Here is a 13,300-nt window from a genome sequence, read left to right on the forward strand (position 1 = left end):
GCTCCGGGACACGCTACTGCGCGCCGCCGGCGACGGTCATCCGGGTTACACCGCCGCGTGGCCCCCGACACGCGACCCCGTCGGTCAGGGCGCGGCGAACAGCCCGGCCGCGATCAACTCCTCCCGCTGCTCCTGCGTCTCCGGTCGCAGCCGGCCGCCCCGGGTCAGCATGACCGTGCCGTGCAGGAGGGCCCAGCCGATCTCGGCGAGCGCGTCGGGGTCGCGGCCGACGGCCAACGGCGTCAGCGCGGCGCGCAGTTCGGCGAAGGCGGCGCGGGGCGCGCCGGGCGCCGGGTCGCGGCCGAGGGTGAGGTCCGGGGTGTGGGCGAGCATGGCGTCGTACACCTCCGGGTTGGCGTACGCGAAGTCCAGGTACGTCGTCACCACCGCCGGCCAGGCGCCGTCGTCGCCGGCCGCTTCCCGGGCGGCGGCGAGGGCGGCGGCCAGGTCGGCGAAGCCGCGCAGCGCCACCGCGGCCACCAGCGCGGCCGGATCGGGGAAGCGGCGGTACAGGGTCTCGATGTCGATCCCGGTCCGCTCGGCCAGCCGGCGGCGGGTCACCGCCGCCCACCCCTCGGCCTCGGCCAGCTGCCGGGCGGCCGCCACGACCCGGGCCGGCTCGGCCGGCTCGTTCGGCGCGGCCGGCTCGTTGGACTCGGCCGGCGCGTTCGAACCAGCCGGCTCGGCGTCCGGGCCGTCGGTGGGCGACACCCGGTCGATGCTAGCGACGATCACCCCCGGTCACCGTTAGGTGACGGATTGGCGACTCTCACCCGGCCGGTCAGCGCCGCAGGGTGAGGATGAGGTCCGCGACCAGCGCGGTCCACCCGGTCTGGTGCCAGGCCCCCAGGCCGGCGCCGTTGTCACCGTGGAAGTACTCCGGGAAGCAGATCAGGTCCCGCCAGTCGGGGTGGGTCTGGAAGAGCTGGGCGGCGCCGTAGATCGGCCGCCGCCCCCAGTCGTCCCGGGTGAACAGCGAGATCAGCCGGGCCGACAGGTCGTCGGCGATCTCGTCCAGGGTGCACTTGCGCCCGGAGCGGGTCGGGTACTCCACCTGGAGGTCGTCGCCGAAGAACGCGGCGTAGTCGCGCAGCGCGCTGATCAGCAGGAAGTTGGTCGGCATCCAGATCGGGCCCCGCCAGTTGGAGTTGCCGCCGAACAAACCGCTGGTCGACTCGGCCGGCTCGTACCCGACGGCGAACTCCTGCCCGCCCAGGGTCACCGAGAAGGGCTTGTCCAGGTGGGCGCGGCTCAGCGTGCGCAGGCCGTAGTCCGAGAGGAACTCGTCGGGGTCCAGCATCCGGGCGAGCAGCCGGACCACCTGCTCCGGGCCGACCATGGAGAGCAGCCGCTGCTGACGGCCGTCCGGGCCGAGCCGGCGGGAGCCGATCACGTCGGCGTACTCGGGGCGGTGGGTGAGGAACCAGCGCAGCCGGGCGCCCAGCTCGGGCAGGCGTTGCAGGGTACGCGCGGTGAGCCGGGTGGTGGCGGCCAGCGGCAGCAGCCCGACCACCGAACGCACCCGCAGCGGCACCTGGCTGCCGTCGGCGAGCCGCAGCACGTCGTAGAAGAAGGCGTCCTCCTCGTCCCAGAGCCCCTGCGAGTACGCGGCCGCCGCGATGTACGCGAAGTGCTCGAAGAACTTGGTGGCGGTGTCGACGTAGGCGTGGTCGTGCTCGGCCAGCACGATGGCCATGTCCAGCAGGTTGAGCGCGTACATCGCCATCCAGCCGGTGCCGTCGGACTGCTCCAGCACCCCGGCCACCGGCAGCGCGGCGGACCGGTCGAACGGGCCGACGTTGTCCAGCCCGAGGAAGCCGCCCTCGAAGACGTTGTTGCCACCGGTGTCCTTGCGGTTGACCCACCAGGTGAAGTTGAGCAGCAGCTTGTGCATCACCCGGGCCAGGAACTCGTGGTCACGCCCGCCGTCGATCTCGAACACCTTCAGCGCCGCCCAGGCGTGCACCGGCGGGTTGACGTCGCCGAACGCCCACTCGTACGCCGGGATCTGCCCGTTGGGGTGCAGGTACCACTCGCGGAGCAGGAGCAGCAGCTGGTCCTTGGCGAAGCCCGGGTCGACCCGGGCGATGCTGACGCAGTGGAAGGCCAGGTCCCAGGCGGCGTACCAGGGGTACTCCCAGGGGTCGGGCATGGAGAACACGTCGAAGCTGTTCATGTGCCACCAGGCGCTGTTGCGCCCGTGCCGGCGACCGGCCGGCGGCGGCGCGGAGCCGGGATCGCCCTCCAGCCACCGCTTGACGTCGAAGTGGTAGAACTGCTTGCCCCACATCAGCCCGGCGATCGCCTGCCGGGCGATCAGGGCCTCGTCGGCGCTGGCCGCCGCCGGGATGACCCCGGCGAAGAACCGGTTGGCCTCGGCCCGGCGGGCCCAGAGCACGGCGTCGAAGCCGTCGCGCAGGTCCGCCGGGGGCGGCGGGGAGGTGCCGGGCGGCGGGGCGGTGCGGGTCAGCCGCAGCCGGATCTGCCGCTGGCCGCCGGCGGGCACGTCGAGGACGTAGTGCAGCGCCCCCTTGGTCCCCTCCCGCGCCGGGTTGACCGTGGCGGCGCCGGTCACGACGTGGTCGTTGATGCCGTCCTTCGGGTACGGCGACCGCCCCGGCAGCCCCCAGAGCCGCTCGGCGTTGGTGTCGTTGTCGCAGAGCAGCGGGGTCGGCGCGCCGTCGCCCTCCAGCAGGACCTGGCCCAGCACCCAGTGCTCACCGACCAGCCGGGAGCCCTCGCCGACCAGCCGGGGGACCCGATCGGCGCCGGGCAGCCCCCAGGCCCAGGTGTTGCGGAAGAACAGGTGCGGCAGCACGTGCAGGGTGGCCGCCTCGTCGCCCCGGTTGGCGACCGTGACGAGGATGCACATGTCGGTCGGGGACGCCTTGGCGTAGTCGACGGTCACCGCCCAGTACCGGTCGTCGTCGAAGATCCCGGTGTCGACCAGCTCGTACTCGGTCTCGTCCCGCGCGCGCAGCGCGTTGACCGCGACCAGCTCGTCGTAGGGGAAGGCGGCCTGTGGGTAGTGGTAGCGCCAGCGCATCCAGGAGTGGGTGGGCGTGGAGTCCTCGTACCACCAGTACTCCTTGACGTCCTCGCCGTGGTTGCCGCCGTCGCCGCCGAGGCCGAACATCCGCTCCTTGAGGATCGGGTCGACACCGTTCCACAGCGCGAGGGAGAAGCAGAAGGTCTGCCGGTCGTCGCAGACGCCCGCCATGCCGTCCTCGTTCCACCGGTAGGCTCTGGACCGCGCGTGGTCGTGGGGGAAGTAGTCCCACGCCGTACCGTGCTCGCTGTAGTCCTCCCGTACCGTCCCCCACGCCCGCTCGGACAGATAGGGACCCCATGCGCGCCAGTCCTGCTCCCGGGCGTCGGCCTGGGCCAGCCGGAGCCGCTCGGCGTCGGGGGACGGTGCGTCGGAGGGCGAGGAGTCGGTGAACACGTGCACATCTTCGACGCCGCCCGGGTACTTCACCACAAGGGCCATTGTCGTCGTGGCGCGTCACACCTCGCGGCCGCAGGAGGAAAGTAGTTGATCGAGATCGGTTTCGGTCCGCAGGTCTGCGGCGAACTGGCCGGCGGGGCGACCCGGGAGTGGCTGGTCACCGACGGCCTGGGCGGGTACGCGATGGGCACGGTCAGCGGGTTGCGCACCCGGCGCTACCACGGCCTGCTGGTGGTGGCCGGCGAGACGCCGGCGTCCCGCCGGGTGGGACTGGTGAGCCTCGACCCGGCGGTGACCCTGCCCTCCGGGGCGCGGGTGCGACTCGGCGCGCACGAGTGGTCCTCGGGCGTGGTCGACCCGCGCGGCTTCGAGCTGCTGGAGCGCTTCGAGCTGGTCGACGGGCTGCCGCGCTGGCGCTGGCGGATCGGCGACGTGGTGATCGAGCGGGAGCTGGCGATGACCCACGGCCGCCCCGGCGTGGCGGTGGTGCACCGGCTGGTCGCCGGCGGCCCGGTCCGGCTGGAGCTCTCGGCGGCCTGCACCTGGCGGGACGCGCACGGCGAGCGCCGCGCGGACGGCCCGGCGCCCCGGATGGAGCCGGTCGACGGCGGCGCGGTGGTGGAGGGCTCGTTCCGGCTGGCCGGGCCGGACTGGACGCCCGAGGGGCAGTGGTGGCTCGGCGTGCACCACCGCGAGGAGGCCGCGCGCGGGCTGCACCCGGAGGAGGACCTCTGGTACGCGGGCCGCTTCGCCGGCGCGCTGGACCGCCCCGGCGACACGGTGTCGGTGCTGGCCTGGGCCGGTGACCTCGCTGACGAGCCGCCGTCGGCGACCGAGGTGGTCGCGGCGGCCCGCCGACGGCACCGGGCGGTGGTGGCGGCGGCGAAGCCGGCCGACCCGGTCGAGGCCACCCTCACCCTGGCCGCGGACGCGTTCGTGGTGCGCACGTCCGCCGGGCCCGACGTGGTGGCCGGCTACCCCTGGTTCGGGGCCTGGTCACGGGACACGATGACCTCGTACGAGGGACTGTTCCTGTGCACCGGGCGGGCCGACGAGGGGCGGGCGCTGCTGCGCTCGTACGGGGCCACGCTGTCGGAGGGGATGCTGGCGAACACCGCCGACACCGGCCGGGTGGAGTACAACACCGTCGACGCGACGCTGTGGTTCCTGCACGCGGTGAGCCGGCACGTCACGCTCACCGGCGACACCGACCTGGGCGACGAACTGCTGCCGGCGCTGCACGCGGTGGTCGAGGCGCACCTGGCCGGCACCCGGTACGGCATCGCGGTCGACCCGGCCGACGGCCTGCTCACCCAGGGCGGCATTCCGGGCACCGCGCTGACCTGGATGGACGCGCGGGTCTACGGAGTGCCGGTGACGCCGCGCACCGGCAAGCCGGTCGAGGTCAACGCGCTCTGGGTCAACGGCCTGGCCGGCCTGGCCGAGCTGACCGAGCTGGCCGGCCGGGACGCGGCCGAGCTGTGGCGGCTGCACGCCCGGGCCCGGGAGGCGTTCGGCAAGCGGTTCCCGTCGCCGGCCGGCTGGCTGCACGACGTGGTGGACGCGCCGGCGCCGGCCTATCCGCTGGGCGGGGCGGCGTACCACGACGACGACCTGCTGCGCCCCAACCAGCTGCTGGCCTGGTCCCTGCCGTACGCCCCGCTGGAGCCGGACCCGGCGGTGCTGCGCCGGGTGGCGGCCGGGCTGTTCACCCCGCTCGGCCCGCGCAGCCTCTCCCCCGACTCCCCGGACTTCGCGGCCCGGCACCGGGGCGGGCCGGCCGAGCGGGACACCGCCTACCACCAGGGGACCGTCTGGCCGTGGCTGATCGGACCGTTCGTCGACGCGTACCGGAAGGCCGGTCTGCCCACCGATGACCTTTTGGTCGGACTTGAGGGCCATTTGGGCGATTATGGCCTAGGATCGGTGAGTGAGACGGCCGACGGCGCCCCGCCGCACGCCGCGACCGGCTGCCCGTTCCAGGCGTGGTCGGTGGCCGAGCTGCTGCGGGTCCGCCGGCTGCGCTAAACAGGCGTTACATCCCGGCAACGACGGCGTCTCCGCTGGTTATCCAGCGATCGGCAGGATGGGCCCCGACCCAGGCGAGACGGCGGGCACCCGGTGGGGTGCCTTCCGCCGCACGTACGGGGGACAACTCAAAGGGGGCTTCATGTCACCTGACGCCGACGTGATCGACATCCACCCCGCCCGGCACCAACGGGTGCTGATTCTCTCCTGGGAATACCCGCCCGTGCTCGTCGGTGGACTGGGCCGGCACGTGCACGCGCTGTCGGTGGCCCTGGCCGCCGCCGGGCACGAGGTCACCGTCGTCACCCGGCACGCCGAGGGCGCGCCCCTGGAGGAGTACGCCGACGGCGTGCGCGTGCTGCGCGCCGCCGAGGACCCGGTGACCTTCCCGCTGGCCACCGGCTCCCTGCTGGCCTGGACGATGGCCTTCAACCACACGCTGACCCGCACCGCGCTGCGCGCCGCCGAGTCCGGCGACTACGACGTGGTCCACGCCCACGACTGGCTCGTCGCACACACCGCGATCACCCTCGCCGAGCACCTCGACCTGCCCCTGGTCACCACCATCCACGCCACCGAGGCCGGCCGGCACCAGGGCTGGCTGCCGGAGGAGATGAACCGCACCATCCACGGCGTCGAGCACTGGCTCAGCAATGCCTCCGCCCGGGTGATCGCCTGCTCGGGTTACATGCGCGAGCAGGTCAGCCGGCTCTTCGAGGTGCCGGCCGGACGGGTCGACGTGGTGCCCAACGGCGTCGACGACCGGGTCTGGCACGCCCGCCCCCGGGCGGTCGCCTCGGCCCGCGCCCGGTTCGCCGGGGACGGCCCCCTGGTCGGCTACGCCGGCCGGCTGGTCTACGAGAAGGGCGTCCAGCACCTGGTGCACGCGGTGCCACACCTGCGCCGGCGACACCCCGGGTTGCGGGTGGTGATCGCCGGCGACGGGCCGTACCGGGAGGAGTTGGTGGACCAGACGCGGCGGCTCGACCTGGGCGACACCGTCCGCTTCGCCGGCTTCATGGACGCCACCCAGCTCCCGGCGGTGCTGGCCGCCACCGACGCGACCGTGGTGCCGAGCCTCTACGAGCCGTTCGGCATGGTGGCCCTCGAAGCCGCGGCGGCCGGCGCGCCGCTGGCGGTGGCCAGCACCGGCGGGCTGGCCGAGATCGTCGAGCCCGGTGTCACCGGGGTGACCTTCCCGCACAGCGACCCGGACGCCCTCGCCGGCGCGGTGGACCAGCTCCTGCGGGACGAGGTCTTCGCCCGCCGGGTGGCCCGCCGCGCCCGCACCATGGTCAGCCGGCGGTACGGCTGGGCGACCATCGCGGCCCGCACCGCGGGCAGCTACGCCGCCGCCCAACGGGAGCACGGCGCCTTCCAGGCGCGGCGGGCCGCCGCGCTGCTGGCCGGCGGGCGAGCGCGGATCGCCATTCCGGAGGGCAACCTGCTGGCGATGGACGGGACGGCCTGCTGAACGGCCCGGTCCCGACGACGGATAGGTCTCCCCCGATCCATTGGCTACGGTGTACGTCGGCCAACGGTGAGGAGAACCGTGCAGCAGGAAGTGATCGCCGGCCGGTACCGCCTGGTGGAACTGGTGGGCCGGGGCGGGATGGGCCGCGTCTGGCGGTCCCGGGACGAGATCCTGCACCGCGAGGTGGCGGTCAAGGAGGTCGTCCCGCCACACTGGCTGGCCGAGGCGGAGCGCGACGAGCTGCGGCTGCGGACGCTGCGCGAGGCGCGCACCGCGGCCCGGCTCAACCACCCCAACGTGGTCCGGGTCTACGACGTGGTCCAGGTCGACGACCACCCGTGGATCGTGATGGAGTACGTCCCCTCCCGGACGTTGCAGGCCGTCCTGGAGGACACCGGCCCGGTCGACCCGGTGCGCGCGGCCGGCATCGGGCGGGCGCTGCTGGCCGCGCTGCGCGCCGCGCACGACGCCGGGGTGCTGCACCGCGACGTCAAGCCGCAGAACGTGCTGATGGCCCACGACGGGCGGGTGATGCTCACCGACTTCGGGCTGGCCACCTTCGACGGTGGCGACGGGTTGACGACCCGGCCCGGGATGATCCTCGGCTCGCCGCAGTTCGTCGCCCCGGAACGCGCCGCCGAGGGCGTGTCCAGCGTGGAGGCGGACCTGTGGTCGCTCGGCGCCACCCTGCACGCCGCCGTCGAGGGGCGCTCGCCGTACGCCCGCAGCACCGCGATGGCGACCCTGGCGGCGCTGGCCACCGAGCCGCCCGACCCGGCGCCGCACGCCGGCCCGCTGGGGCCGGCGCTGGAGGGGCTGCTGCGCCGGGACCCGCGCCGACGGATCCGCCACGACGAGGCCGACCGACTGATCGCGGCCGCCGCGCACCCGCCGGCCCCGCCCGCCGCCGAGCCGCCCACCGTGGTGCACTCCGTCGCCCGCTCGGCGACCATCGTGACTCCACCGCCGCCCTGGCCCGGCCTGCCGGACCGGTCCGGAGCCGGCGGTGGCGGTGGCGGCACGGGATCGTCCGGTGGCCGGTCGTCGCCGTACGCCCCGCCGGGCCGCTCCGGCGCCGCGCTGCCCGCCGCCGAGGAGAGTCCGGCCGGGTCCGGCGAAGCGCAGGGCGCGGCCACCCGCGCCGGCCAGTCCGCCACGGCGGCCGGTGACCGGCCGGCCCCGCGGGTCGACCTCGGCGCCGTGCTCGCGCGCGTCCTGGGCTGGCTGCGGCTCACCCCGCGCCGGGTGGCGCTGGTGGTGACGGCGCTGGGCGTGGCGGCGGCCACCGGGATCGGCACCGCCTTCGCGATCGTCGACGACGAGGCGGACGGCTCGCCGACCGCCACACCGACCGGCGGCTCCGCCTCCACTGAGGACGGCGGGCCGGACCGACCGTACGGCCGCGAACCGGGCCGGCCGCCGCCGCCGGACGGCGGCCATCCGCCGAACCCCCCGCCCTTCCCCTGCCTGCGGCCCCACCCGGTCGGCGAGCCCATCGTCGCCCGGCCCGGCACCGCCGACGGCGGCTTCCGCCCACCCGCCGGCTGGACCTGGCACGTGGAGGAGGGCTGGCGGGTCACGGTGCCGGTCGGCTGGCTCCGCTTCACCGAGAACGGGGTCGCCTGCTTCCGGGACCCGTCCAGTCGGCGCACCCTCAGCGTCGAGCCGGTCACCGCCGAGCATCCCGACCCGGTCGCCTGGCTGCGGTCTCAGGAGCGCCGGCTGGTCGACGCCGGCACGCTGCCGAACTACGCCAAGGTGCGGATCGGCGCGGCCACCGGCCGGGGTGCGCAGTGGGAGTGCCGCTGGACGGCCCCGTTCGGCGAACGGCAGCACGCGCTGCGGCTGCTGCCCGGCGACGAGGCCAGCGGGTGGTTGCTCGGCTGGAGCACGGCGGATGACGACTGGGCCGCGGCGACCGGGCAGCTCACCGTGGTGCGGCAGAGCTTCCGCGGCCGGGTCACCGAGGTGGTCTCACCGACCTGACGGCACCCCCGGACCGGACCGCGCTGTGGATGAGAAACCGCAGGCCGCTGGATATCGTGTATTCGGGGGTAGCCGAGGGGGAGCGTCGTGCAGCAACTGCTGGTCGCCGGGCGGTACCGGCTGCTCGAGCTGGTCGGCAGCGGCGGGATGGGCCGGGTCTGGCTGGCCCGCGACGAGATGCTGCACCGGGACGTCGCGGTCAAGGAGGTCGTCCCGCCCAACTGGCTCGACGAGGCCGAACGGGACGAGCTGCGACTGCGGACGCTGCGCGAGGCGCGGACCGCGGCCCGGCTGAACCACCCCAACGTGGTCCGGCTCTACGACGTCGTGCACGACCGGGACAGCCCGTGGATCGTGATGGAGTACGTGCCGTCCCGCTCGGTGCAGCAGATCCTCACCACCGAGGGACCGCTGGAGCCGGGGCGGGTCGCGGGGATCGGGCTGGCGGTGCTGGCCGCGCTGCGCGCCGCGCACGCCGCCGGGGTGCTGCACCGCGACGTCAAGCCACACAACGTGCTGGTCGCCGACGACGGACGGGTGATGCTCACCGACTTCGGGCTGGCCACCTTCGACGGTGGGGACGGCTTGATGACCGGCCCGGGCCTGGTGTTCGGCTCACCGCAGTTCGTCGCCCCAGAACGGGCCCGGGAGGGCGTCTCCGACCCGCGCACCGACCTGTGGTCGCTGGGCGCGACGTTGTACGCGGCCGTGGAGGGCCAGTCCCCGTACGCCCGGCCCACCGCGATGGCGACGCTGAGCGCGCTGGCCACCGAGCCGCCCGACCCGGTCCGCCGGGCCGGGCCGCTCCGGCCGGTGCTGGAGGGGCTGTTGCAGCGCGACCCGTGGCGACGGCCGACCGCGGTCGAGGCGGAACGGCTGCTGCGGGCGGCGCTCGCCGCCGCCGATGGCGTCCCGGCCGCCGCGCCGCCCGCGTCGTGGGAGGCCGGCCGCCCGGCGGCGGGCGGCGCACTGACACCGGCGGACGCCCCGACGCCGACGGACGCGCCAGCCGGGGGCGGGGGCGAGCGGGCGGCGAGCCCGCCGACACCGGGGGACGCCGTCGTGCCGTGGACCGCCGCCGCACCCGCCCCGGTCGTCCCGGGTAGCCGGGGGGGCACGCGCCGCCGGCGGCAGGGGCTGGTCGCGGTGGCCGTGGCGAGCACGCTGCTGGTCGGCGCCGGGGTCACGGCGGCGCTGCGCGGCGGCGGCGACCGGGCGTCGCCCTCCCCAGGCGGCGGCGGGGGCGCGACCGCCGTCCGGCCCGTCGCCTTTCCGTGCGGCACGCCCGCCCCGGCGGACGCCACCCCGGTCCCCTCCGTGCCCCCGCCGACCGGCGAGCCCGCGCTGGTTGCCGGGTGGACCTGGTACGAGGACGCGACCGGCTTCCGGATCGCCGCCCCGGCCCGCTGGCTGCGCTTCACCGACGGCACGGTGACCTGCTTCCGGGAGCCGGGCGGTGGACGGGTGCTCAGCGTGGCCCCCGGCGTCGCGCCGGCGGACCCGGTCGCCCACTGGCGGGCCGAGGAGCGACGGTTGACCGGCGACGGGGCGCTGCCCGGCTACCGCCGGGTGGACATCTCCCGGCTGGACATGTTCCGGGGCGGGGCGCTGTGGGAGTGCTCCTGGCTCAACGCCGCCGGCGTGCAGGTGCACACCGCCCGGTTGATCGTGGCGGTCGCGGCGGGCCGGGCCTACACCGTCTCATGGTTGACAGAAGAGTTCGACTGGCAGGTCAACGCGACATACTTCCTGATGATCCGGCAGAGCTTCCGGCCCACCGCCTGACGCCCTCCCCTGTGGACCGTCCGGGTGATTGCCCCCTCGGCGGCGGCTCTGGCACAGTGGCGTAGTTTTGTCGATCAAGAACCTGGGGAGGGCGACGCGACATGATGGGACCATCCCACGCGCTGTCCGGCGCGGCGGTGTGGCTGACCGGCTCGTGGGCGCTGGACCAGTTCGCCGACTACCACCAGTCGCCGCTGGCGCTGGCCGTCGGCACCGCGGTCTGCGCCGGCGGGGCGCTCTTCCCCGACCTCGACCTCTCCGGCAAGGTCACCCGCAACCAGGGCGGCGCGACGGTGGCCCGCACCTTCGGGGTCTTCTCGCTCTTCATCGCCGAGGTGATGGAGAAGATCTCGCTCGGCGTCTACTACGCCACCAAGTTGAGCCGGGACCCGCGCCGCAGCAACGGCCACCGGACGCTGACCCACACCCTGCCGTTCACCGTCCTCGTCGGCTGGGGCACCACCGCGCTCTGCGCGGCGTACGGCAAGTGGGCCGTGGTGGGCATCCTGTTCTTCATGATCGGTCTGGCCCTGCGCGGGCTCTTCGACGAGTGGGCCGAGCGCGCCGGCTGGGTCATCGTCACGCTGGCCTCGGCCGCCGCCGCCTGGTTCACCTTCGCCAACCTGCCCGGCGACCGGGGCTATCCGATGATCGGCCTGGCCGTCGGGGTGGGCTGCTTCGTGCACATCCTCGGCGACATGATCACCAAGGCCGGGGTGCCGATCCTGTGGCCCATCCCGATCAAACGGCGGATGTGGCTGATGGTCGGCCTGCCGAACGGCATCGCCCTGCGGACCGGCAGCAAGGCCGAGGTGATCGTGCTGCGCACCGCGCTGACCGTGCTCTCCGTGCTCGCCGCGGTCGGGCTGGTGGCGCCGTCGGTGCTGCACCGGTTCAATATCGAGGTGTGACCACCAGCGGGCCGGTGCCGGCCGACGACGACGACGTTCCGGCGTTCTGCCGGTACCTGGGCATTCCCGGGCTGGCCGACGTGCACGTGCACTTCCTGCCGCCCCGGCTGCTGCGCCGGGTGTGGGCGTACTTCGACGCGGCCGGGCCGCTGGTGGGCACCGAGTGGCCGATCCGGTACCGGTGGAGCGACGACGACCGGGTGGCGCACCTGCGGCGGATGGGCGTACGGGCGTTCAGCGCGCTGGCGTACCCGCACCGGCCCGGCATGGCGGCGGAGCTGAACCGGTGGACGCTGGACTTCGCCCGGGCCACGCCGGAGTGCCTGCCCTCGGCGACCTTCTTCCCCGAGCCGGACGCGCCCCGGTACGTCGCCGAGGCGCTGGACGGCGGCGCCCGGGTGTTCAAGGTGCACGTCCAGGTCGGCGGGTTCGCACCGACCGACCCGGCGCTGGACAAGGTGTGGGGGCTGCTGGCCGACGCGGCCGTGCCGGTGGTGGTGCACGCCGGGCACGCCCCGGTCGGCACCACGCACACCGGGCCGGCGGGCTTCGCGGCCCTGCTGGCCCGGCATCCGCAGCTGAGCGCGATCGTGGCCCACCTCGGCGCGCCCGACTACGCCGCCTTCCTCGACCTCGCGGACCGGTACGAGCGGGTGCGGCTCGACACCACCATGGCGTTCACCCCGTTCTTCGACCGGTTCGTGCCCTTCCCCGCCGGTGAGCTGCCCCGGCTGCGCGAGCTGGGGCTGGCCGGCAAGGTGCTGCTGGGCAGCGACTTCCCGAACATCCCCTACCCGTACGCCGAGCAACTGGCCGGGTTGGCCCGGCTCGACCTGGGCGACGACTGGTTGCGCGCGGTGTGCTGGGACGGCGCCGCCGCCCTGTTCGACCTGGACCGAACGATGGTGCCACCCGTCGTGTGATCCACTCCGGATCGCGGCACCAGGACCAGACTGGCCGACGGGGCCACCAGCACCGGTCGCAGCGGGCGGCGTGCCGGGTACCGGGGACGGCTCAGACGCCGACGCGCTGCGGCGGGACGGTCAGGCCGTAGAGCGCCATCAGCTCCGGCGTGTCGACCCGGCTGCCGTCGGCCACCGAATCGCACGCGATGTCGACGATCTGGTCCTTGTGCGCCAGCAGGTACGGCCGGGCGCCGACGTCGGCGCTGGCCAGGGTCGCGATGCCGGACCAGTGCCGCCGGCCGAAGAGCATCGGGTAGCCGCGCAGCCCGTCGTAGGTGGCGCAGACCAGCACGTCCGGGTACGGCAGCGCGGCCACCCGGCGTACCGCGGCGGGCGTGAGGCCCGGCATGTCCACCGGGACGACCACCACCGCCTCGACCCCCTCGTCGGCGAGCGCGGCCAGGCCGGCCCGGATCGAGGAGCCGACCCCGGTGCCCCAGGCACGGTTGACCACCACCGTGACGCGGCTCAGGTCGGCGGTCTCCCGCACCTGGTCGGCGGCCGCGCCCAGAACCACCACGATCTGCTCGCAGCCCGCCTCGGTCATCGTGTCGATCATCTGGTTCACCAGGGGCGTGCCACTCTGGTGCAGCAGCGCCTCGGGTCCGCCGATCCGGCGTCCCCCGCCCGCTGCGATGATCATCCCTGCGATCCGGTTCAGCTGCGCCACCTCCGTCGTGAAGACGGACCGAGCAGAGCTGCC

At 74.8% G+C, this 13,300-nt stretch carries 9 protein-coding genes; 6 read left to right on the forward strand and 3 right to left on the reverse strand.

The features are described from left to right. Positions 1-84 precede the first annotated feature (84 nt). Both ACTMTB_RS16995 and ACTMTB_RS17000 read right to left on the reverse strand, forming a co-directional pair. Entirely contained in the window at positions 85-711 is a 627-nt protein-coding gene (locus tag ACTMTB_RS16995) for a TetR/AcrR family transcriptional regulator (RefSeq protein ID WP_441146687.1), read from the reverse strand. A gap of 70 nt (positions 712-781) precedes the next feature. Beyond that, positions 782-3,490, reverse strand: coding sequence for an MGH1-like glycoside hydrolase domain-containing protein (locus ACTMTB_RS17000; RefSeq protein WP_441146689.1), 2,709 nt, complete (start codon positions 3,488-3,490; stop codon positions 782-784). A gap of 45 nt (positions 3,491-3,535) precedes the next feature. Here ACTMTB_RS17000 and ACTMTB_RS17005 point away from each other — a divergent pair, with 45 nt between their 5' ends. The 6 genes from ACTMTB_RS17005 to ACTMTB_RS17030 all read left to right on the forward strand — a co-directional run bounded on the left by ACTMTB_RS17005 (position 3,536) and on the right by ACTMTB_RS17030 (position 12,555). Next, positions 3,536-5,476 (forward strand): amylo-alpha-1,6-glucosidase, encoded by a 1,941-nt coding sequence (locus ACTMTB_RS17005; protein WP_441146691.1) that lies wholly within the window; start codon positions 3,536-3,538, stop codon positions 5,474-5,476. Positions 5,477-5,618: 142 nt separating this feature from the next. Further along, positions 5,619-6,950 carry a glycosyltransferase family 4 protein gene (locus ACTMTB_RS17010; RefSeq protein ID WP_441146692.1) on the forward strand — a complete coding sequence of 444 codons (1,332 nt, stop codon included), beginning with the start codon at positions 5,619-5,621 and terminating at the stop codon, positions 6,948-6,950. Positions 6,951-7,028: 78 nt separating this feature from the next. Further along, positions 7,029-8,936: a serine/threonine-protein kinase gene (locus tag ACTMTB_RS17015; protein WP_441146693.1), complete on the forward strand. Its 1,908-nt coding sequence runs from the start codon at positions 7,029-7,031 to the stop codon at positions 8,934-8,936. A gap of 87 nt (positions 8,937-9,023) precedes the next feature. Then, positions 9,024-10,721, forward strand: a complete 1,698-nt coding sequence (locus ACTMTB_RS17020; RefSeq protein WP_441146695.1) for a protein kinase domain-containing protein — start codon at positions 9,024-9,026, stop codon at positions 10,719-10,721. A gap of 101 nt (positions 10,722-10,822) precedes the next feature. Beyond that, positions 10,823-11,632 carry a metal-dependent hydrolase gene (locus ACTMTB_RS17025; protein WP_210779445.1) on the forward strand — a complete coding sequence of 270 codons (810 nt, stop codon included), beginning with the start codon at positions 10,823-10,825 and terminating at the stop codon, positions 11,630-11,632. Beyond that, a complete protein-coding gene (locus tag ACTMTB_RS17030) occupies positions 11,629-12,555 on the forward strand; it encodes an amidohydrolase family protein (RefSeq protein ID WP_441146696.1) in 927 nt (308 codons plus the stop codon). The genes ACTMTB_RS17025 and ACTMTB_RS17030 overlap by 4 nt, the downstream gene beginning before the upstream one ends. Before the next feature lie 91 nt (positions 12,556-12,646). Here the strand turns inward: ACTMTB_RS17030 and ACTMTB_RS17035 are convergent, their stop codons facing one another. Beyond that, positions 12,647-13,240, reverse strand: a complete 594-nt coding sequence (locus ACTMTB_RS17035; protein ID WP_441146697.1) for a nucleotidyltransferase family protein — start codon at positions 13,238-13,240, stop codon at positions 12,647-12,649. Positions 13,241-13,300: the final 60 nt, after the last annotated feature.

Origin of the sequence: Micromonospora sp. L32, assembly GCF_052068055.1 — a bacterium.
In the GTDB taxonomy this organism is placed as follows: domain Bacteria; phylum Actinomycetota; class Actinomycetes; order Mycobacteriales; family Micromonosporaceae; genus Micromonospora; species Micromonospora purpureochromogenes.

What these genes read in the sequence shown, in the direction of transcription:
- ACTMTB_RS17000 (WP_441146689.1), bottom strand. Translation starts at nt 3,490, where the DNA reads ATGGCCCTTGTGGTGAAGTACCCGGGCGGCGTCGAAGATGTGCACGTG.
- ACTMTB_RS17010 (WP_441146692.1), top strand. Translation starts at nt 5,619, where the DNA reads ATGTCACCTGACGCCGACGTGATCGACATCCACCCCGCCCGGCACCAA.
- ACTMTB_RS17025 (WP_210779445.1), top strand. Translation starts at nt 10,823, where the DNA reads ATGATGGGACCATCCCACGCGCTGTCCGGCGCGGCGGTGTGGCTGACC.
- ACTMTB_RS17035 (WP_441146697.1), bottom strand. Translation starts at nt 13,240, where the DNA reads ATGATCATCGCAGCGGGCGGGGGACGCCGGATCGGCGGACCCGAGGCG.